Raw genomic sequence first — 20,066 nt, 5'->3', positions numbered from 1 at the left:
TTGCTTGGATACTTCTGTACTTTTTGATTATTTCAGAAGAAAGCATTTTGAGAGAATTCAGGATGTTAATCTAATTCTACCATAAAATAATTAGCCTAAATGCAAATCGCAATACAAGGAATTCCCGGTTCATTTCACCATCAGGTGGCACTCAATGTTTTTGGGGCGGATGCAGGGATTTTGGGATTTCGGATATTTGAGGAAGTTGCCAAAAGTGTCAGTAAAGGGGAAGCGGAATTTGGGGTTTTGGCCATAGAAAATTCAATTGCAGGAGCTATCCTTCCAAATTACGAATTGATAGACCGGTACAATCTCCGGATTAAAGATGAATATTACCTGCCCATTTCACACAATCTGATGGCATTGCCCGGCCGAGAGATTAATAACCTTTTGGAAGTCAGGTCCCATCCTATGGCCCTGCTGCAATGCAAAAAGTTTTTTGAAAACCATCCTGCCATCCAATTGATTGATGATGTGGACACGGCTTCGGTAGCCAAAAGAATTTCAGAAGAAAAGCTTTCCGGAATCGGGGCTATTGCCAGTAAAACAGCTGCAAAAATCTATGACTTGGAAATATTGGCCGAAGACATACAGACAGTCAAAAATAATTTCACTAGGTTTATCATCCTCCAAAAAGATAATGTGAATTTGGATTTTGTGCCCAATAAAGCATCTATCAAAGTTACAGTAAAAAACTCCAAAGGAATTTTGGCCAAATTGCTTACCATGATGAGCGACTATGGTTTGGACCTCAGCAAAATCCAGTCCATACCGGTTATTGAAAAACCTTGGGAATATGCATTTTTTATAGATACACAATTTGATGATTATGCTGCTTTTCAAAATGCAATTCAAGAAATAAACAATAATTTTGGGGAGGTCAAAATCTTTGGGGAATACCTAAACAGGAAATAATGGTGTCTTTTTCAAAAAGAGTTGCTCAAGTTGAGGAATATTATTTTTCCAAAAAACTCAAAGAAGTCAATCAACTGATAGCTGAAGGGAAGCCCATTATCAACATGGGAATTGGCAGTCCTGACTTACCACCACATCTGACAGTAGTGGAGGCTTTATACAAAACAGCTTCTCTTCCCAAATCCCACGGTTATCAAAATTATCAAGGGATTCCTGCCTTGAGAAAGGCATTTGCGGAATTTTATTTCAAATTTTATCAGGCATCATTATTGCCTCAAACGGAGATTCTTCCACTCATAGGATCCAAAGAAGGCATCATGCATGTTTCCATGACTTTTCTGAATGAAGGGGATGAAGTATTGATCCCTGATCCTGGATACCCCACCTATACTTCTGTAGCAAAATTATTGGGTGCCTCTCCGATTTATTATTCATTGAAGGCTGAAAATAAATGGTATCCTGATTTTAAAGAATTGGAAAAACAGGATCTAAGCAAGGTCAAAATCATGTGGGTAAACTATCCCCACATGCCTACCGGAGCCAAGGCTGATCTTCATTTGTTTCAAAAACTGATAGCCTTTGGCAAAAAATACAATATCATCATTGCCCATGATAATCCTTACAGTTTCATTTTGGAAGACAATCCAAAAAGCATCTTTCAGATTGAAGGTTCCAAAGAGATTGCCTTGGAGCTCAACTCCCTGAGTAAAACTTCCAATATGGCAGGTTGGCGGATAGGGATGCTTGCAGGAAAAGCTGAATGGATTCAAGCTATCACCAAAGTGAAAAGCAATATGGATTCCGGCATGTTTTTGGGGATACAGGAAGGAGCGATTGCAGCTTTGGCATTGGGTGGAGATTGGTATCAGCAATTAAACAAAACTTATTCAGAGCGGAGAAAACTCGTTTGGGATTTGGTCGAAAAGTTGGGCATGAGTTGTGAGAAAGACACAGCAGGGATGTTTGTCTGGGCCAAACTGCCCGAAGGACAAAGTTCAGATCAATTTGTGGACAGCCTACTTTATACTTATCATATTTTCGTCACTCCCGGCCATGTGTTTGGTAAGGCAGGAGAAGGGTATGTAAGGTTTTCTCTCTGTGTACATGAAAAAGCTATCCAAGAAGCTATCAATAGAATTTAATCATCTAACCATACTATTACTTTTGTAAACATGAAAAAAATACACATCATCGGGCTTGGTCTTTTGGGAGGTTCATTTGCTTTGGCTCTTAAAAAAGCAAAACCTGAAATCAAATTCACTGGATACGATTCAAATTCACAAAACCAGGAAGACGCCATAGCCTTGGGAATCATTGAGGAAGCCAAAGAAAAACCCGATATGGATACAGATGTGATTGTTTTGGCTACACCGGCAAATACCTTATCTGAACTTTTAGTCAAAACTTTGGATGAAATAGGTCCAAATACCTTGGTAATGGATTTTGGATCAACCAAAGAGGCCCTTTGTAAATCTGTAGCGGATCATCCCAAAAGAGAGCAGTATTTGGCAGGTCACCCCATTGCAGGTACGGAGTATTCAGGGCCAAAAGCGGCTCAGGAAAATCTGTTGGACAAAAAAGTATTTATCATCTGTGAGATGGAAAAAACCAATATTCATCTCAAAGGAATGGCCTACGAGATTTTGGAGGCACTCAATATGAAGTTACGTTTTATGGATCCTGAGGAACATGACAGGCACTTGGCTTTCGTATCCCATTTGTCCCATATTTCTTCATTTATGTTGGGGAAAACGGTGTTGGATAAAATGGAAGATGAAAAAAATATCTTCGATATGGCAGGTTCAGGCTTTGCGTCCACAGTACGTTTGGCCAAAAGCTCACCTGCGATGTGGGCACCGATAATGGAGGAAAATAAGAAGAACATCTTGGATGCCATGAGTCTTTACATTGCAAGTCTTTCCAAGTTCAGAGATAAAATCATTGCCGATGACTATGAAGGGTTGGCCAATGAAATGGGAAAAGTGAATAAGATCAGGGATATTTTGGATTTGGGGCAGTAGGCGGTCTCAGTGGGCAGTAGGTAGTTTTCAGTTGCAGTGGGCAGTCTCAGTTTGCAGTAGTTCTCAGTTAGCAGGGTATCCTAACTCCCTTTAATTCCTTCTGAAAACTGAATCCTGAAAAAACTGGTTTAAGTTTTGACCAAAATCTATAGAACATCAATCCTATTTAAATGGGTTAGCCATTTATATTAGACAACCTAGTTATATGATTGAAAATAAACGATTGTTATAATTTTGTCTAGTGCCAGAATTCCGTATATTCAAACAACAAATTGGCTTAAGAATTAATAGTGGAAACTTTAAAAGAAAAAATAATTACACTGATCGAGCAGACTGATGATGATAGTCTATTAGGTAGAATTTTTGAATTCCTTGAAAAAGAAATTCAAGAAGACAATGCTGTTTTTTCAGACAAGCAAATGTCATCTATATTGAAGGCTAAAGACCAGTTTGTAACAGGCAAAGTAAAGACACAGAAAGAAATTGATAACAGGTTTGAAAAATGGATGAAAGAGTAATCTGGACAGATGAGGCTGAAGACCAATTTTTTAATGTTCTGGATTATTGGAAAAATAGGACCCAAAGTTACTCGTACCCTATCAAAATCAAGGAAGAATTAGATCAAAGGATTCTATTTATCCTAGAGAATCCTTTGATTGGAAAGGAGTCTGAAATCCCTGGGGTGAGAAGCTTGAATTTTTTGAAATACTTTAAAATAATTTACGGAATTTATAAAGGTCAATTAGTCATATTGAATTTTTGGGATATGAGACAAGACCCTGAGGGTAATCCATTTTCATAAAAAACTGGCCCAAATTTTGAATCTACCGTTAAATAATAAAAAACCAATATTATGAAAAAGCTACTAATCACAGCCCTGTTTTTACTATCTGCTGTTTCAGTCTTCGCCCAGGAAAATATTCCATTGATTGATGTGGAAGGTACCAGTGAAATCAGCATTATGCCCGATGAAGCCATTATTCATCTTAATTTGATGGAAAAGGCCATGAAGGTCGCAGATGTAACCAATGCTTTGAACAAGAAAACAAAATCCATCGAAGATGCCCTGAAAAAAACCAAGGTAAAGGATTACGACTTTACAGTCGACAATTACTATGTCAGTGTGAATAGGGTATATGCTAAAGGAACTTCCAAAGACAGTGGCTACGTGGCTTCCCAAAATATTAAAGTTAGGGTAAGAAACATTGACAAAGACCTGGTCAAAATCACCGAAAGCCTGCACCAAACAGCGGACATGGGTTTTAATATCCAATTCAATATCTCTGATAATGTACGCAAATCTTCGGAGCAGAAATTACTTGAGTTGGCTATAGCAGATGCAAGATCAAAAGCCGATATTATAGCCAAATCATTGGGAATACAGAATATTCAGGTTTATAGAGTGAACTATACTTCTGGAGGTAACAACCTTTATCCTGTAATGCGACAGGCAAAAACCATGATGGCAATGGATATGGCAGAATCCCGTCAGGAACCCACCTTCAGTCCTGAGGAACAGAAGCTGACTGATAAGGTATTGGTGTCATTTACATTTAAAAAGTAAATATTAAGATATCGATTTTACCAAAAACTTAATTTGATTTACTTTTTGCTTGAATTAGGAAGTCTGAAGTTGGCCCTGATATTTTGATCAAGGTTTGAATAGATTACAGTCATCTTTATTAGAGTTTAGAAATTGAAATAAAAACCCGCATTCGAAAAGAAGGCGGGTTTTTTATTTTTTTGTATTGATAACATTCAAAAATAATTCCGGTATTTCTTGAGTAATGTTCATTAGAGAGCCGCTTAGGAATTATGTAATAATTATGAAAATTAATGTAACAGTTACTGTTAGCGGTCTGATTAGGTTTGTGGAATTCAACTTTATTTTTTGTTTATCACCATTTATTGAAATAAATGCCAAATCCCATGAAATTACTTACTGAAAAATTGGTTCAGCAGCTTTTGTCAAAAAATGAAGAACCCTGTATTTCCATTTACATGCCAACGCACAGAAGCCATCCCGAAAACCAACAGGATCCGATCAGATATAAAAATCTCCTGAAAGAAATACAGACTTCCTTACTTCAAAGATATTCGAATGATGAAACCAATGAATTTATAGCGCCATTGGAGGAACTGATCGATGATCCCAAAATTTGGAACATGACACTTGAGGGTTTGGCAATATTCAGTTCAGCCAGCGTCATGGAAATTGTGAAATTGCAGATCCCGGTAGAACCACTCGCCATTGTAGCAGATAGTTTTCACACCAAACCACTTCGGAAGTACCTGCAATCCGTAGATCGTTTTCACGTTTTGGGCTTAAGCCTGCATGATATATCCTTATATGAAGGTAACCGACATTATCTTACTGAAGTTGATCTGATGGCGGCTGTTCCAAAAACCATAGAAGAGGCGCTTGGATATGAACTGACTGACAAACATACTACAGTTGCTTCCTATGGAGGCACAAGTGGGGAAAGTTCTGTGATGCGCCATGGTCATGGGGGAAAAAAAGAAGAAACAGACATTGATGCCGAACGCTTTTTCAGAGAAATCGGAAAGGCCATACATGAGAACTACTCAAAACCTTCGGGATTGCCCCTCATTTTGGCGGCCCTTCCAGAACACCATAATCTTTTTCAGAAGTTAAATGAAAATCCCTTGCTTCTGTCCCATGGCATTAAAGTTAATCCAAAATCAGTTTCAGAAGAGAAATTGATAGAATTGGCCTGGGAGGTCATGGAACCTGAATACCAAAAGACATTGGATTTATGGGTGGAGAAATTTGAACAGGCTAGAGCTGACGGAAAGGGCAGTGATGATTATAAAGAATTGGCCATTGCGGCAGTAGAAGGCAGAATTGATACCTTGTTGTTGGAATCTGATAAAGTGATTGCGGCAAGGATAACCAACTTGGAGACAGGGAATACCCAGAAAAAAGATATTGATAATCCAAGAGTGGATGATCTTTTGGACGATATGGGTGAACTGGTTCTTAAAATGGGAGGTAAAGTCATCATGATGCCTGCGGAGAAAATTCCTACTGAAACCGGATTGGCTGCGATTTATCGGTATTGATCATTCCTCAACTTTAAAAAGTTGCTTCAAAAAGTTAAATCAGGAAGAATAGTCCTTAAGAATAAGTTTCTTTAATTTAACTAATGTTAGTCACAATAGAAAAAGTGCTGGCCAAGAGTTCAAATCAAAAAGGTTTGAACCCTTGGCCAGCACTTTTTCTTGATACTTCCATAACATTTTATTCAAGACTATTTTCAGATTTTACTATTAGAAATATGAATGGTGTTTTTTTAATCTTTTAGTAATAGCATTAAATTTTTCCATATACACTCAGCAAGAGTTAAATCTGGGTATGGAAAAATGGTCTCGCTGATTATCTTTTGGACCTTTCATGTATTGGTTGATCAAAAGGAATTAGCCTAATTCTTTAACTGCACTTTCCGCTAAACCGCTAGGCATACAAAAAATCTCCACTACAAGATTCTGCCATTTTTAATAACCTCTTTTTACTGGATTTTTCCGCCAATCTGAATTAAATTGAAATCGGAAAGAAAGAGTGAAAACAAACTTTTATTGTGGGAAAATATGGAATTCATTGATTATTACAAGATTCTGGAAATTGATAAAAAAGCTTCAGCCGATGAGATCAAAAAAGCCTACCGAAAGTTGGCCCGAAAGTACCATCCTGACCTGAACCCCAATGACAAGGAAGCAGAGACCAAATTCAAGCAGATCAATGAAGCCAATGAGGTGCTGAGTGATCCGGAAAAAAGGAAAAAGTACGATCAATATGGAAAGGATTGGAAGCATGCCGAGGAGTTTGAAAAAAGTGGGCGCAGGCAATCCCGCCCAAGTGGGCAGGGCAGTAGCAGGGCATATTCAGGCCATTTTACAGAAGAGGATTTTTCTGATTTTTTCAGTTCCATGTTTGGTGGAGGTGCTTCCGGTGGTTTTCAAAGTTCAGGTAGGGAAGGGGTGAGGTATAAAGGCTCCGATTACAAAGCAGAACTGCACTTGAAGCTTTCGGATGTGTATAGGACACATAAGCAGACGCTGACGGTGAATGGCAAAAATATAAGGCTGACGATTCAAGCCGGAGTGGAAGATGGGCAAACCATTAAAATCCGTGGCTACGGCGGTGAGGGTATAAATGGGGGGCCGAAAGGTGACCTGTATATTTCCTTTGTCGTCCAAAATGATACCGAGTTTGTCAGGGAAGGAAATGATTTGTACAAAAAGGTCGAAGTGGATCTTTATAAGGCTGTTTTGGGAGGAGAAATCACAGTTCCTACCATGGATGGCAAGGTAAAACTCAAAGTCAGTCCCGGTACTCAAAACGATACCAAGGTCAGGCTAAAGGGGAAAGGTTTTCCTGTGTATAGGCAGGAAGGTAAATTTGGAGATCTGTATATCACCTATCAGGTGGAGATTCCCAAATCGCTCTCAGAAAAAGAAAAGGAATTGTTCACACAACTGTCAAACATCAGAAATCATGGAAGAGACTAAATATATTGCCATCTCCACTTTTTGTCAATATCACCATATTGAGTCAAAGCTGATATTTTCTTTTCAGGAATTGGGATTGGTCGAAGTCGTAGAAGAGGAATCAGAATTGTATCTGGAAGAAGAGAAACTTGGCCAATTGGAACGGATGGTCCGGCTGTACAAGGATTTGGAACTCAGCCCAAATGGAGTGGAGATAGTGATCGATCTTTTGAATAAGATTGAAAAACTGCAAGAGGATAATCTGACCCTAAAAAGAAGGTTGAGGAAATGGGAGGGGTGAAAGGTTTTTGCTTATTTTAAATAAAATATTAGGCTGATTTAAGGATTTTAGGACAATGCGTTTCAAGTCAAAAAAATCCTTTCTTCTTATGCTTCCACAATCATTGATTTTTGAAAAGTAAGTTAAGGAATTCAAACTCCTTTGTCCCGAAATTCACTTTCCCTCCTTATATTCAAAAGTCATTTAGTTTGATTAGTTTTTTTACTTTGTACCTTTTGGCTCTTTTCCAAAGTTCAGTTTTTAAAAAATACCTCGTCTCTTTCACTTCTTTGGCTAAGATAAGGGACCGCTGCCGCCCAATTCCATTTGAGAGAATGTTCATCAGTGGCTAAGACTCATTTTTTTTGAATATTGGCTTCAGCCTGCCTCAAAATAAATTGTAACTATTGTTTTGTTTTAAGGCAAAAGCAATGTTTTATTGTGCCATGAAACTAAAACTACTATTTATTCTCCTAACTTCAGGATTAATTCAATCTTTGGCAGCCCAAACTGATGAAGGGGATTGGATGCTGGGAGGAACACTGAACTTTAGTATCAATCATGATAGTCAATCAGAGCCCACTACCACAAATAAAAACTTGTATAAATACCTAAGCTATAGCATTTCTCCCCAAGTTGGGAAATTTGTGAAAAAGGATTTGTTGGTTGGAATGAACGTTTCGTATCAGGGATATAATTGGACCAATCATTTGCAAAATACCAACGAACTCATTTTCAGGCAAAAGTCACAAATAATAGGTATCGGCGCGATTACCAGGAAATACTTTTCAATTACAGATAAGGTTTACTTTTTTGCCCAGGGGAATATCAACTATTTTCATAGAAATTTTTATGAAATCTCAAATCAGATTATCGGAGAACGAAAATATAACACAAATGGCTTAGGAATCAGAGGCTATGGTGGTATCTCTTATTTTCCAAAAAAATGGTTTGCGATAGAAGCCTTGATAAGCCCCATTTCGTATTCTTACGAAGTCAGCAGGGAAGATCAACCCAACGTTGAATCAAGTGACAGCAGGCATAATTTTCAATTCGGGATCAACACCACATCAATTTTTTTAGGGATCAACTTTTTTATTAACAAACGATGAAAATAAAGTTACTGATATTGGTATTGCTGGCAACAACAGCACAGGCTAGTTGGGCACAAATGGAAAAGGGGTCATGGTTTCTTCGGGGAAATGCGGGAATAAATTATAGTTCCAACCATTATGCTATGGATGATAATTCACTTACTTCCTATCCTATATCAAATAGGAGTTTTAAAACCTATACCCTCTCTCCTGGCTTAGGTTATATGCTCAGGGATCATTGGATGGTAGGTGTGGAAGGGATATTCAAAAGACACCGTTTTGACAGTGAATATATTCCAGATGAATTCAATGAGAGATTGGATGGTCAATATCTGACCTCAACAGGATTTGGAGTTTTTGGAAGGCGGTTTTTTAATTTGGAGAAGAATTTTCAAATTTTTGTAGAGACTGGAATCGGAATGGGTGGATATACTTCCGAAAGGAACCGGGTAAATAATAATGATATCCAAAAAGAGGATGAAAACTATCGGGAATATGAAGCAGATCTGGCAATTGGAATTCACTATCGCATTCTTAAAAATCTCTCCATTGAAATGAACATGCCACTGATGGGATTCAGCGCAAGTGAAACCAAAAGTAGGCAAAATAGCCTCAATGAGTGGCAACAAATTTCATCGACACAAACTTTTAGTTTTAAGTTTGGTTCCGATTTCCAACTTGGAATTAATTTCATTTTTTAGAAAAAGGGGGATATAAAATTAAAATTCACATCTCCCCCGCCACTTTCCTAATATAATCCGCCCCTGCCTCATATTCCTCCGCGGTCTGCAAATGCTCCATCATTAAAGGGATTTCAGGGAAATTTCTCAGTTCGGTCAGAAAAACACGATAATCCATAGCCCCCATACCCGGTCTGACTTCGTCGAATTGGGGCATATAAGTTCCCTGCTTGAGGATCAGGTCTTTGGCATGGCAGCTTTTGATATAAGGACCCAACTTTTTGAAACTTTCCTTAATCAATTCTCCATTGCGGAAAAATACCTCCGGACTGACCATCATATTCACTGGATCAAGATGTACGGCAAAGGATTTTCTGTTTATGGCTTTGATCAGACGTAGATAGGCATCAGGGGATTCGGGAAAAATCCATGGCATGGCCTCCAAGGTAAAAAATGTCCTGGTTGGATTTACTTCATCAATGATCTTTCTTGTGGTTTCCACAATCATTTCAAAGGTTTCATCTGAAAAGTTATCCGGATGGGGTCCTGACCAGTTTTCCCTATGCCGGGATCCTGCAATATTGACACAGCATTTTGCACCGATCTTATCTGCAAGTTCCAAAGAAGCAGTACATTTTTCAAAGGCTTCTTTCGCCATTTTGGGATCGGGGCTGATAGGATTGGACCAGGCACCGACTTCTGCGATAAGGATATCGGCATCCTTGGCAGCTTTTTCATAAGCTTTGATGTCATCGGATTTGGCATTCAGGCCTACAGGACAATAAGCCGCCCGGTATCCAAGTTTTTTGAGAGCCAAAACCCAAGCTTCGGGAGAATCATATTTTTCAAAAACAGGTCCGCCAAGCCGGAAACTTTCGAAACTAGGGGACTTTGACCAAACGGGAATTTGGGGAGACGCACTGGTTCCCAGGATGGAAATAGCTGCTATTTTTGAAAATCTTCTTCTGTCCATTAGCTTTTGGATTTTTCTTAAAATTAAATATCCTAATCTGAAAATCCTTTTCTCCCTAGAAAAAAGAAAAGCCACTGCTGATCAGTGGCTCTAAAGAAATTGGTTTCTAAGGATAAATGGGATGTCAATTAGTTGGCAAAACACCGTCTTCCATCATTCTTTCCACAACTACTCTCGAAAATGTCATGGCGGTGGATTCCAGGTTGCCGGGATTGGTGATTTCCGATTGGGCAGACCAAATCATATCACCTGATTTCACATCAAAAAGTTTGATTTCAATAAAATAAGATTTGTCAGTAGTGTAATAGCCCGGACTGTAAGCCATTCCCCCATAATATCCATAGTATCCCCTAAAGCGATATCCTCCTGTAGGATAGGCAGAGCCTTGGACATATCTTGTCTCAGAGGTCTGATCTATCACTCCCATGGTGATGACACCGTCTGCACCTTCTTTTTGAATGATTGCGGCAATCTGATCTTCATTGATGTTTTGCATTTTGGTACCCGGATCAAGCACATTTACGCTGCTGAGACTTTTGATTCCTTTTCCTGCGAGAATTTCAGAAAAATCTTCCTCAAAAGTTTTGCGGTTGATAAAATTGTCCGTCAAAGCTAAAATAAACAAGTCATTGTATTTTTTATCTCCTATTTCAGGACTTTTCCATGATCCTACTATTTTAGTGGATGGTGAACAGGCAATCATGGTAGACACCATGATAATCGTCAATAGACTTAAAATTAAATTATGCTTTTTCATATTTGATTTTTGTTAGATTCGTGATTCTTAATTCCGGCCTGAAATTAGTAAATTTACCAAAATAAATATATCATCATTGCCTTTGAATACCTATACAAATCATTTTATAGCCACATGAATTGGAAGATTTTCTACTTGTCTATTTTTGTTATTTTTTGTTTTTCAGGCTTCCAAACGATTGCTCAGGAACAGGATACGCTCTATCTCAGAAACGGACAGATTATGGTGGGTAAGTTGAACAGCATAGCCTTGGGGGTTATTGAATTTGATGACCTTGATCTTTCTGTACAAAACGTAAGATATCACAAGATCAAAACCATCAAAGCAGCAAAGAGTACCTATCGCATTGAGACCATAGATCAGAAGGTTTATTTTGGAATATTGAAACCATCAACCACCTATGGAGAGGTTATTGTGGATGATGGTTTTGTAGAAAAACCCTATCCCATTGTGGACATTTATAACCTGGTGTCACTTGAAAAAAGATTTGTGAAAAAGATAAAAGGGACTGTTTCGGCCGGTTATTCTTATACCAAATCCAGTGATATTGGCAGGACGAATTTTGATTGGAATTTGAGATTTACTGAAGATAAATACCAGGTAAATTTTACAGGTTCATTTATTTTCACGAATAATCAGGGAGAAAAAACTCGCGATAGGGAATCTGTAGGTTTGGGTACCTTCTATAATTTAAATTCAGTCTTGGTCGTAGGATTGGGGATTAATTACCAAAGAAATATAGAATTAGGTTTGGCCAGCCGTCTTCAGCAAGTTCTAGGCTTCGGGCGAAGGTTTTTATACAAAAGCAATCTTCAGGGCATATTGAGTTCAGGACTAGTAATGAACCAGGAGAGAAGCCTTGAGGGAAACAGCACCGGCAATCTATTCGAAATCCCGCTCCAGTATAAGTTGTCTTATTTTCATTATGCCGCTCCGAATCTTTCCTTTACTTTTTTTCCAAAAGCATTTTTGGGTTTGAATCAAAATGGCAGAAAAAGATTTGATGGCGATGCAAATATCAATTGGGAGGTGATAAACAATCTGAATCTCGGCCTTCAGTTTTATTCCAATTATGATAGTCAGGCTTTGGAAGGAAGTACAACGAACTTTGACTATGGTATTGTGTTAAATATTGGATACAAGTTCAAATGATTTGGTGAAATGTGATCTTTTTATAAGACTATCAATTCACTTGCCCGTGTAAATAATTAATTAAAAATCGATCGATATGATTAAAGAGCAAATAAAAGATTTCTCGCCCTTGGTCAATCCTGAAGAAGAAGCATTCTATGCAGGACCACAGACAAGATGGAAGGAATTCAAGTTCATCATCAAAGTTTTGTTGGAGTTTATCAAAGGATTCAGGATGCTGCATTTTGTTGGGCCTTGCGTCACTGTCTTCGGTTCTGCAAGGTTTGAAGAAAAGGATAAATTTTACCAATTGGCTGTCAAAGTAGGGGAGAAGGTTAGCTCAATGGGTTTTACAGTGATGACCGGTGGGGGACCGGGTATCATGGAGGCTGCCAATAGAGGTGCCAAAAACGTTGGTGGGAAATCCGTTGGATGTAATATTATACTTCCTTTTGAACAACATCCGAATCCCTATTTGGATAAATGGATGGACTTTAAATACTTTTTTGTCCGCAAGGTGCTGCTTTCCAAATATAGCTTTGCATTTGTGGTGATGCCCGGGGGGTTCGGTACTTTGGATGAGTTTTTTGAAGCCTTGACTTTGATACAAACCAAAGTGATGAGACGCTTTCCGGTAGTATTGATGTGCAGTGATTTTCATGAACACCTTTATGAATACGTAAAGCACCTTGCTGAGTATGGCACAATCAACAAAGAGGATTTAGAGCTTTTTTTATTGACAGACTCCTTGGAGGAAATGGAAGCACATCTCATAAAATATGCCATTGAGGGTTATGGACTTAAAAGGAAACCGCTTGTCGAACCTTCCGCTGTATTGGGAGAAAAATAAAAAACTGAAACTCACCCATTAAATCAACGGGTTTAATTAGGTCAAGTCTTCTTACAAACCCATTTAATGAATTTAAACAGGGAGGGGGTTTTATTTGGCTATGGACTCCAAGAACCTTGTAGATCTCTCTAAACCGAGTTTACCTTCCTCATTAAGCGTAAACTGATATTCATGTCCCAATGGAGGTTCATGATTTTCAGGAAAAAACAAAGTATCTATAGCTACATTTAAAACCGAAAGTTTTTCAGCTAACAGTCTTGATTGGGGTAATAAAGGATCATTATTGCCAGCTGAAATAAAGGTAGGAGGAAAAGAATCTGTCAGAAAATTTGTAACTGAAGCGCTCTTAGCGTACGGGTCATTTGAAATGTCTTTTTTTCCAAAGTAAGCCCAAGTGGCTGATTGTAGAAATGAACCAAATACTCCTTCGGTTTTTAGGTTGTCTATTTCATAAATCCCACAATACAGGAGTAAACCCTTCAATTGATCAGGGCTTATGGAGGGTTGAACTTGGGTAATTTGTGCATACTCAGGACTGCTTATAATATTGGCAGTAGCTGCCGAAATCATAGAACCGGCCGAGTCTCCTGCCAAAATAAAAAATGAGCTGTCAGCATGGAATTGCGCTGCATTTAAAGTAATAAATTCCAATGCCTTATTGAGTTGTTGGATAGGAGTAGGATATTTTGCTTCGGGGGCTATGGTATAATCGATGGCCACCACTACATAGCCCTTTGAGGCCAGAATTTTACAATAATTACCAACTTGACTTCTGTCTCCTGAAATCAACCCTCCGCCGTGGGTCCAAACAATAATTGGTAATTTCCTGCCCTTTTTGACAGAATCCTGATGGAAATAGACATCCAAAAAAGCATCATTGTCATTTTCATCATAATGGAGATTGCTTATCGATTCAATATTGGCAGGAACAAACTTTTCCAGTTCTTTATTGATTCTGACAGCCTCTTTGTTAAAAGCATATCTAATTATCCAAATAGAGGGGTAAGGAGATAGTTTGAAAGCAAGAAAAATGATTGCTAAGAATGTGATCAAAATAATCAGTATGCGTTTTAAAATCATCATGCTCTTTTTGTTGATATTTTCATTTCGACAAAGGCCAGAAATATAAAATAAGCGGTATTCCGATAAGGATAATTAGAATAGACATAGGGAGTCCCATTTTGAAATAATCCCTGAAAGTATAGCCCCCTGGCCCCATCACCAAAGTATTGGATTGGTGTCCGATGGGAGTCATAAAGGCTGCAGAGGCCGAAACTGCAATTGCCATCAGAAATGGGTCAGGAGATAATTCCATTACATGGGACATACTAAGTCCAATGGGGGCCATCAAAACTACCGTCGCCGCATTATTGATAACATTCGAAAGCAGCATGGTGACTATAAACAGTAATGCTACTGCTGCTTCAGGGGGAAATAAATTGCTCAGTTGCAAAATTTTCTTTGCAATTAAGTCTGCCCCCCCACTACTTTCCATGGCATCCCCAATAGGCATCAGTGCACCAAGAAGAATAATTACCGGCCAATCTATCCTGCTGTAAACGTCTTTCAATTTGAGGGTTTTACTTAAAACCAAAGCTACAGCTGCCAGGGTAAAGCCTATGTGAACCGGCATCCAATCCAGAATGATCATCCCTATGGATACCAAAAATATCAAAATCGGAATAATGATTTTTCTTGGTTTGCCAATGTCAAACCCCCTATCGGCCAGAGGAAGACAGCCGATATCCTTCAAAGTTTCAGCTATTTTTTTGGTATTTCCCTGCAAAAGAAGTACATCTCCCGTTTTGAATGGAACATGGTCCAATCTCTTTTTGATTTTTTTATCCTGTCTTGATATGGCAAGCAGATTGATTCCGTAGCGGTTTCTCATACTCAGACTTACCGCCGTTTGTTGGATAATACTAGAATCTGCCATGACAACTGCCTCCACATTGGAGATGTCTTCTCCGCCGATCAGGTTTTTAAGGTCTTCTTTACCTGCTATCAGATTGGTGTTACTCTTTTGGAGGAATTCCTGTAAATCTTCAGAATCCGCTTCAATGGAAATTATATCCCCTTTTTTCAAAATCATACCCATATCAGGGGTATGCATCAGGTATTTGTTTCTGACGATATTCAAAACCTGCAGATCCCCTCCAGAAATTTCAATCAGGTCCTGCAAAGGTTTCCCATTTAATTTGGACTCCTCATCAATGATTATTTCAGTGATGTAATCATTGATATTGAAAATATCAGGGTCTTTGTTGGATTTGATTCTTTTGGGCAGCAATTTCCAGCCTATAAAAATTATAAAAATCAATCCGGATATACTTAATCCTATGCCCACAGGGGCAAAATCAAACATTGAAAAGGTATAGCCAACTTCATTTTTTCTGAAATTGGCAATTATGATATTCGGGGGCGTACCAATGAGGGTAATCATACCTCCTAAGAGAGATGAAAAGGCAATTGGCATCAGGAAGGAGGAAGGAGAGTGCCCGCTTTTATTGGCAATATGAATGGCAACGGGCATAATGATGGCCAAAGCGCCGACATTGTTCATAAAAGCAGAGGCTATACAGACAATAATACAAAGCAGGGTAATCTGAAGTGTAAAGTTGTCTCCTGTTTTCAGGACTTTCTGTCCAATTATAGCAATCAGCCCTGATTCCTGAAGTGCCCTGCTGATGATTAAAATAACAGCTACTGTGATGACCGCCGGATGGGCAAATCCCATAAATGCCTCTTCATAGGGGACAATATTGGTCAAAGTAAGGATCAGAAGACATGTAATAGCTACAAGGTCATGCCTGAATTTTCCCCATGCAAAAAGAATCAAAGCAAATAAAAGAGTTCCAAATACTATATATAAATCCATCCAGAGTTTTTTTAAAATCACCCACTTTTAACCAATTAATCTGGCTATGTTGGAAAAACAGAGGATTATTATTATTCCTTGAAACAAATCTCTATCCAAGTCCTACATCTAAGATCATCATCACTACAAAACCCAACATAAATCCCAAGGTAGCCAAATCAGTATACTTATCCCGCTGCGTTTCGGGAATAACTTCTTCTACTACCACATAAATCATAGCTCCTGCTGCAAATGAAAGCGCATAAGGCAAAACATTTTGCATATGAATGACGGCAACAGCACCTATAACTCCGGCAATAGGTTCCACTACAGCGGAAAGTTGACCATACCAAAAGCTTTTTCTACGGCTTACCCCTTGCCTTCTCAATGGAACTGCGACAGCCAATCCTTCAGGGAAATTCTGGATCCCGATACCAATGGCCAAAGCTACTGCAGCGGAAATACTCGCTCCTTCCATGCCATTGGCAGCAGCACCAAAAAGAATGCCTACTGCGAGACCTTCGGGAATATTGTGTAGCGTGATTGCCAAAAGCAACAAAGTAGATCTGTGCCATTTGGTGGCAACTCCCTCAGTTTCTTCTTTTTTGAAATTGATATGGAGATGGGGCATGAGTTTGTCCAATCCAAAGATGAAAAATCCGCCCAAAAGAAATCCTATGGCAGCAGGTAACCAAGGCATGGTAGGGAACATTTTTTCAGAATGGGCGATGCTAGGAGCTAATAATGACCAAAAGCTCGCCGCAATCATGACTCCACCCGTAAATCCAAGCATGGTATCAAAAACAGCCCTATTGATGGTTTTGAAGAAAAAAACCAAGGATGCCCCCAAAGCTGTCATCAGCCAGGTAAATATGGTCGCAAAAAGTGCTGCTTTGACAGGCCCGAGTTCTGTGGCCAAAGTTTCTATTTGCTCAATCATATAAAATGCTTTCTACAAAATTATCCAAGTTTTCGGATAAACTATAAAACTCAAACCAAGTCAGGGTTATAAAGTAAATTTAATCACCTGCTTTGATGTAAATCCAACCCTGCTCCTGCTTGATTACCAACTCTAAAATTGCAGAAGGAACAAAATTGGCCAATGAAAGGAATTGATTCTTTTCCAATTTCCTCTGTTTCAATGTGTTTTCGCAAATCACAAAGTTAACTCCTTTACCGGTCAGGGATTTCAAATCCAGTTCAAAACCATTGTCCTTGGCCTTGAGCAAATCGACTCCCATGCCATGTGTGACCACTTCAATTTTGGAGTTAGGAGCTGCTGTCAAAATATTGTCGATCTGCCTGAGAAATTTCGTATGGGTTTCTGAATTGCCTGATACTAGCTGAAATACGATCCTATGTTCAGCTTCAGAAACCACCTGTGCATGAACCGGTAAACCAATGACCAATAGGAAGAAAGTAGAAATCAGTGAGCGCATTTTTTTATACTTTGGATTTTGATATGTAGAATTGGAAGATGTCTTCCCCAACATGTAAACTAATCAAAAATTTCCCATTAAAGAAATGATGAAATTTCTTCCCGGGGCAGCTATGCCCGAACTGTATGTTCTGAACCTGACATCAGTAAGGTTTTCAAATCCCAAACTCAATGAAACAAATTTATTAAGATGGTATAATCCTTTCAGGTTAATGGTCGCCCAAGAAGGACTATAGGGATTTCCATTGTCATCTCGGGCATAAAGTTCAGGTTTGCCCCTTTCTTCCAAAGGTAACTGATCAAAAGTAAATCCTCCTGAATATTCAGAAAATAGCTGTATTTGCCATTTGTTTTTACTATACTCCAATCTTGTCACCCCAAAAGTCGGGGGCGCATGTCGGGATGGGCTTTGATTTCCGTCATCCATTTCCTCTGTCCCTTTTTGCAAATTCAATTTGGAATTGAAGGTGAGAAGCCTGGAAAATTTGATTTCAAGTGCTGCCTGTAAACCTATGATTTGAACAAATGATGCATTTTGGAGTGCCAATACTTTGCTCAATTCTCCATCATATAGGATACTGTCCAGACCACTCAAAGTAAAACTTCTTCGGACTATGGCATTGTCCAAATAGGTATAATATCCCGTGATATCGATCATTGCCCTATCCCCAAAAACCTTACTGACATTTAATTCCACATTATAGGCATATTCAGGCTTGAGGTCAGGATTAGGTACCGTAACCGTACCAGGTTCAGAATCAAAAAACTTTCCGATATCATCCACATTGGGTGCTCTGAATCCTGTGGAGGCATTCAGATGCATCATCCAGGAACCTGTTGGCGTAAAAACCCAACCAGCATTTGCTATCAATGCACTGTTTTCATTGTTGGCGGTTGAGAAAGGCAGGGGATAGAACGCCGAATTATTTTCAAAATCAGATTGAAGAGAAAAAATATTGTATCTTAAGCCTGTTTGGATAAGGGATTGGGGAGTTATTGTTTTTTGATAGGTAGTATAAACGGCATAAGAATTCCAAATGGCATTAGGATATCTGGCAGGCCCCTGTTTGATTTCTCCGGTATCAATATCTTCATCCAATCCTATCGAGGCGACATCATTATTGACCCATTCCGCTCCATAAAAAATTTTAGCTGAAGAACTTAAATTTTTCAGAAAATCCATATTCGCTGAAAAAGCCCCCACTTTTTCTGCTCTGTTTCTTCTAATGGGGTTATTGAAATTTCGGTCAATTCTGCTTTCCTCAAAAATCTGATAGGCAAGGTTGATATGAAAACTATCAAAATATTTTGTAGGGGAACTGTTTGAAATTTTCAAATGGTTCATCATCCACTTTTGTGGCCCATAAAACCATTCTGCACTTCTTGGTTGACCGTTGGGTCTGAATCTGATCAAACGGTCAAATCTAGGGTAATCAGATGTCTCCGAATAATGAAAAGCATAAGTGAAATCCCATTTTTCATTGGGTGAAAATCTGATTTTTTGCATCAGGTTCAGTTGACTGTAGCCTGACGGGACCTGAATTTTCGGATTGGGGTTTTCCACCAATACATCCTGATTGTCAATTCTTTCCACAAAGGTTGGTCTCAAAAATTCCTTGGGACCATTACTGCCCATTCGGAGGTCATCAAAATCATAATGGGTAATGCTGCTTACTCCTGCCCACTTTTTATTGCCATATTTCAAATGGAAATGACCTGTTTTTTCATTATTTGCTGTAGTGGTTCTTAGATTGGCATTTCCTGAAAGTTTCATTTTCTCTGTTTCCGAAAATTCAGGCTGTAAAGTTTGAAAACTCATGACCGCCCCGATAGCATCACTTCCATAAATAATAGAGCCTGGGCCAAAAAATATTTCAGTGCTTTCTATAGCAAAGGGATCAAGAGAAATCACATTCTGGAGATTCCCACTTCTGTAAATGGCGCTGTTCATGCGCACTCCGTCCACTGAATAGAGCAATCTATTGGTGGAAAATCCCCTAATCATTGGGCTTCCGCCTCCTTGCTGACTTTTTTGGATAAACACTTCACCGGAAATCCCCAATAGATCAGCTGCGGTTTGTGGGTTGAGCAAATCTCTTTCCTCTTTAGTGATGGTGGTGATACGGGCGGGGATTTCCTGGCGATTTTGTGACCATCTTGTGGCTGAGACAACCGCCTGCTGTAGGTTGATAAGACTTGGATTGAGGTAAACTATGAAATTCAGGTCTGATAGCTCGGAAAAACTTTGTATCAAAGGTGTATAACCAAAAAGCCTGAGTTCAATTTTTTCAAAATCCTTAAAGGCAGAGATTTCGGCATTTCCTTGGCCGTCAGTATAAACAGCCAGTTTGTATTTTTGATTGATAACAGCAACCATCTCCAAGGGTTTTTTGGATTCAAAATCCAGAACTGTCAAAACCTGACCAAAACCAACCTGAGCATATAAACATACAATAACTACTAAAATCAAAATTCTCATCTTACTGACCATGTTCCAAAGACGAGGCAAATATAATTGGAGTTTATGGATATGGAACATGGGCAAAGATTAATGCCCCTGC

At 38.9% G+C, this 20,066-nt stretch carries 20 protein-coding genes; 13 read left to right on the top strand and 7 right to left on the bottom strand.

Annotated features, from left to right (window positions below; genetic code table 11):
• Positions 1–99 precede the first annotated feature (99 nt).
• The 11 genes from B9A52_RS24490 to B9A52_RS24440 all read left to right on the top strand — a co-directional run bounded on the left by B9A52_RS24490 (position 100) and on the right by B9A52_RS24440 (position 9,520).
• Positions 100–915: a prephenate dehydratase gene (locus B9A52_RS24490; RefSeq protein WP_084123189.1), complete on the top strand. Its 816-nt coding sequence runs from the start codon at positions 100–102 to the stop codon at positions 913–915.
• Entirely contained in the window at positions 915–2,057 is a 1,143-nt protein-coding gene (locus tag B9A52_RS24485) for a pyridoxal phosphate-dependent aminotransferase (RefSeq protein WP_084123188.1), read from the top strand. The genes B9A52_RS24490 and B9A52_RS24485 overlap by 1 nt, the downstream gene beginning before the upstream one ends.
• A gap of 30 nt (positions 2,058–2,087) precedes the next feature.
• Complete coding sequence (locus B9A52_RS24480; RefSeq protein ID WP_084123187.1) at positions 2,088–2,936, top strand: prephenate dehydrogenase; 849 nt, start codon at positions 2,088–2,090, stop codon at positions 2,934–2,936.
• 290 nt (positions 2,937–3,226) lie between these two features.
• Positions 3,227–3,454, top strand: coding sequence for a hypothetical protein (locus tag B9A52_RS24475; protein ID WP_084123186.1), 228 nt, complete (start codon positions 3,227–3,229; stop codon positions 3,452–3,454).
• The gene (locus B9A52_RS26625; RefSeq protein ID WP_084123185.1) at positions 3,439–3,738 is read left to right on the top strand and encodes a type II toxin-antitoxin system RelE/ParE family toxin; all 300 of its coding nucleotides are present in this window, start codon (positions 3,439–3,441) and stop codon (positions 3,736–3,738) included. Before B9A52_RS24475 ends, B9A52_RS26625 begins: the two co-directional genes overlap by 16 nt.
• 51 nt (positions 3,739–3,789) lie before the next feature.
• Positions 3,790–4,500, top strand: coding sequence for an SIMPL domain-containing protein (locus tag B9A52_RS24465; RefSeq protein ID WP_084123184.1), 711 nt, complete (start codon positions 3,790–3,792; stop codon positions 4,498–4,500).
• A gap of 365 nt (positions 4,501–4,865) precedes the next feature.
• Complete coding sequence (locus tag B9A52_RS24460) at positions 4,866–6,020, top strand: baeRF3 domain-containing protein (RefSeq protein WP_084123685.1); 1,155 nt, start codon at positions 4,866–4,868, stop codon at positions 6,018–6,020.
• Between the two features lie 525 nt (positions 6,021–6,545).
• On the top strand, positions 6,546–7,466 hold the full coding sequence (locus B9A52_RS24455) for a DnaJ C-terminal domain-containing protein (RefSeq protein ID WP_084123684.1): 921 nt from the start codon (positions 6,546–6,548) through the stop codon (positions 7,464–7,466).
• Positions 7,453–7,746, top strand: coding sequence for a chaperone modulator CbpM (locus B9A52_RS24450; protein ID WP_084123183.1), 294 nt, complete (start codon positions 7,453–7,455; stop codon positions 7,744–7,746). Before B9A52_RS24455 ends, B9A52_RS24450 begins: the two co-directional genes overlap by 14 nt.
• 425 nt (positions 7,747–8,171) lie before the next feature.
• Complete coding sequence (locus tag B9A52_RS24445; RefSeq protein ID WP_084123182.1) at positions 8,172–8,837, top strand: hypothetical protein; 666 nt, start codon at positions 8,172–8,174, stop codon at positions 8,835–8,837.
• Positions 8,834–9,520, top strand: a complete 687-nt coding sequence (locus tag B9A52_RS24440) for an outer membrane beta-barrel protein (RefSeq protein ID WP_084123181.1) — start codon at positions 8,834–8,836, stop codon at positions 9,518–9,520. Before B9A52_RS24445 ends, B9A52_RS24440 begins: the two co-directional genes overlap by 4 nt.
• 25 nt (positions 9,521–9,545) lie before the next feature.
• On the opposite strand, the gene B9A52_RS24435 is transcribed toward B9A52_RS24440, so the two are convergent.
• Positions 9,546–10,472: a sugar phosphate isomerase/epimerase family protein gene (locus tag B9A52_RS24435; protein WP_084123180.1), complete on the bottom strand. Its 927-nt coding sequence runs from the start codon at positions 10,470–10,472 to the stop codon at positions 9,546–9,548.
• 124 nt (positions 10,473–10,596) lie between these two features.
• Entirely contained in the window at positions 10,597–11,229 is a 633-nt protein-coding gene (locus B9A52_RS24430; protein ID WP_157370286.1) for a hypothetical protein, read from the bottom strand.
• Positions 11,230–11,343: 114 nt separating this feature from the next.
• On the opposite strand from B9A52_RS24430, the gene B9A52_RS24425 reads away from it, so the two are divergent.
• The gene (locus B9A52_RS24425; protein ID WP_084123178.1) at positions 11,344–12,381 is read left to right on the top strand and encodes a DUF481 domain-containing protein; all 1,038 of its coding nucleotides are present in this window, start codon (positions 11,344–11,346) and stop codon (positions 12,379–12,381) included.
• A 76-nt stretch (positions 12,382–12,457) separates the two neighbouring features.
• Positions 12,458–13,210: an LOG family protein gene (locus B9A52_RS24420; protein WP_084123177.1), complete on the top strand. Its 753-nt coding sequence runs from the start codon at positions 12,458–12,460 to the stop codon at positions 13,208–13,210.
• Between the two features lie 90 nt (positions 13,211–13,300).
• Here the strand turns inward: B9A52_RS24420 and B9A52_RS24415 are convergent, their stop codons facing one another.
• From B9A52_RS24415 to B9A52_RS24395, 5 genes are all read right to left on the bottom strand, one after another.
• Complete coding sequence (locus B9A52_RS24415; protein ID WP_084123176.1) at positions 13,301–14,293, bottom strand: alpha/beta hydrolase; 993 nt, start codon at positions 14,291–14,293, stop codon at positions 13,301–13,303.
• 19 nt (positions 14,294–14,312) lie between these two features.
• Positions 14,313–16,088 (bottom strand): SLC13 family permease, encoded by a 1,776-nt coding sequence (locus B9A52_RS24410; protein WP_084123175.1) that lies wholly within the window; start codon positions 16,086–16,088, stop codon positions 14,313–14,315.
• Between the two features lie 91 nt (positions 16,089–16,179).
• Positions 16,180–17,007, bottom strand: a complete 828-nt coding sequence (locus B9A52_RS24405; RefSeq protein WP_084123174.1) for a ZIP family metal transporter — start codon at positions 17,005–17,007, stop codon at positions 16,180–16,182.
• Between the two features lie 79 nt (positions 17,008–17,086).
• Positions 17,087–17,506 carry a DsrE family protein gene (locus tag B9A52_RS24400; RefSeq protein WP_084123683.1) on the bottom strand — a complete coding sequence of 140 codons (420 nt, stop codon included), beginning with the start codon at positions 17,504–17,506 and terminating at the stop codon, positions 17,087–17,089.
• A gap of 63 nt (positions 17,507–17,569) precedes the next feature.
• A complete protein-coding gene (locus B9A52_RS24395; protein WP_317045527.1) occupies positions 17,570–20,044 on the bottom strand; it encodes a TonB-dependent receptor plug domain-containing protein in 2,475 nt (824 codons plus the stop codon).
• Positions 20,045–20,066 lie beyond the last annotated feature (22 nt).

This window comes from Aquiflexum balticum DSM 16537, from assembly GCF_900176595.1.
GTDB lineage: Bacteria > Bacteroidota > Bacteroidia > Cytophagales > Cyclobacteriaceae > Aquiflexum > Aquiflexum balticum.
The sequence above is the reverse complement of the archived record's forward strand: the minus strand, read 5'-3'. Positions and strand labels throughout refer to the sequence as shown.

Bases quoted from the DNA above. Each gene is read 5' to 3' on its own strand.
- B9A52_RS24490 (WP_084123189.1), top strand. From the start codon at position 100: ATGCAAATCGCAATACAAGGAATTCCCGGTTCATTTCACCATCAGGTG.
- B9A52_RS24485 (WP_084123188.1), top strand. From the start codon at position 915: ATGGTGTCTTTTTCAAAAAGAGTTGCTCAAGTTGAGGAATATTATTTT.
- B9A52_RS24480 (WP_084123187.1), top strand. From the start codon at position 2,088: ATGAAAAAAATACACATCATCGGGCTTGGTCTTTTGGGAGGTTCATTT.
- B9A52_RS26625 (WP_084123185.1), top strand. From the start codon at position 3,439: ATGGATGAAAGAGTAATCTGGACAGATGAGGCTGAAGACCAATTTTTT.
- B9A52_RS24465 (WP_084123184.1), top strand. From the start codon at position 3,790: ATGAAAAAGCTACTAATCACAGCCCTGTTTTTACTATCTGCTGTTTCA.
- B9A52_RS24460 (WP_084123685.1), top strand. From the start codon at position 4,866: ATGAAATTACTTACTGAAAAATTGGTTCAGCAGCTTTTGTCAAAAAAT.
- B9A52_RS24455 (WP_084123684.1), top strand. From the start codon at position 6,546: ATGGAATTCATTGATTATTACAAGATTCTGGAAATTGATAAAAAAGCT.
- B9A52_RS24450 (WP_084123183.1), top strand. From the start codon at position 7,453: ATGGAAGAGACTAAATATATTGCCATCTCCACTTTTTGTCAATATCAC.
- B9A52_RS24445 (WP_084123182.1), top strand. From the start codon at position 8,172: ATGAAACTAAAACTACTATTTATTCTCCTAACTTCAGGATTAATTCAA.
- B9A52_RS24440 (WP_084123181.1), top strand. From the start codon at position 8,834: ATGAAAATAAAGTTACTGATATTGGTATTGCTGGCAACAACAGCACAG.
- B9A52_RS24435 (WP_084123180.1), bottom strand. From the start codon at position 10,472: ATGGACAGAAGAAGATTTTCAAAAATAGCAGCTATTTCCATCCTGGGA.
- B9A52_RS24430 (WP_157370286.1), bottom strand. From the start codon at position 11,229: ATGAAAAAGCATAATTTAATTTTAAGTCTATTGACGATTATCATGGTG.
- B9A52_RS24425 (WP_084123178.1), top strand. From the start codon at position 11,344: ATGAATTGGAAGATTTTCTACTTGTCTATTTTTGTTATTTTTTGTTTT.
- B9A52_RS24420 (WP_084123177.1), top strand. From the start codon at position 12,458: ATGATTAAAGAGCAAATAAAAGATTTCTCGCCCTTGGTCAATCCTGAA.
- B9A52_RS24415 (WP_084123176.1), bottom strand. From the start codon at position 14,293: ATGATGATTTTAAAACGCATACTGATTATTTTGATCACATTCTTAGCA.
- B9A52_RS24410 (WP_084123175.1), bottom strand. From the start codon at position 16,088: ATGGATTTATATATAGTATTTGGAACTCTTTTATTTGCTTTGATTCTT.
- B9A52_RS24405 (WP_084123174.1), bottom strand. From the start codon at position 17,007: ATGATTGAGCAAATAGAAACTTTGGCCACAGAACTCGGGCCTGTCAAA.
- B9A52_RS24400 (WP_084123683.1), bottom strand. From the start codon at position 17,506: ATGCGCTCACTGATTTCTACTTTCTTCCTATTGGTCATTGGTTTACCG.
- B9A52_RS24395 (WP_317045527.1), bottom strand. From the start codon at position 20,044: ATGTTCCATATCCATAAACTCCAATTATATTTGCCTCGTCTTTGGAAC.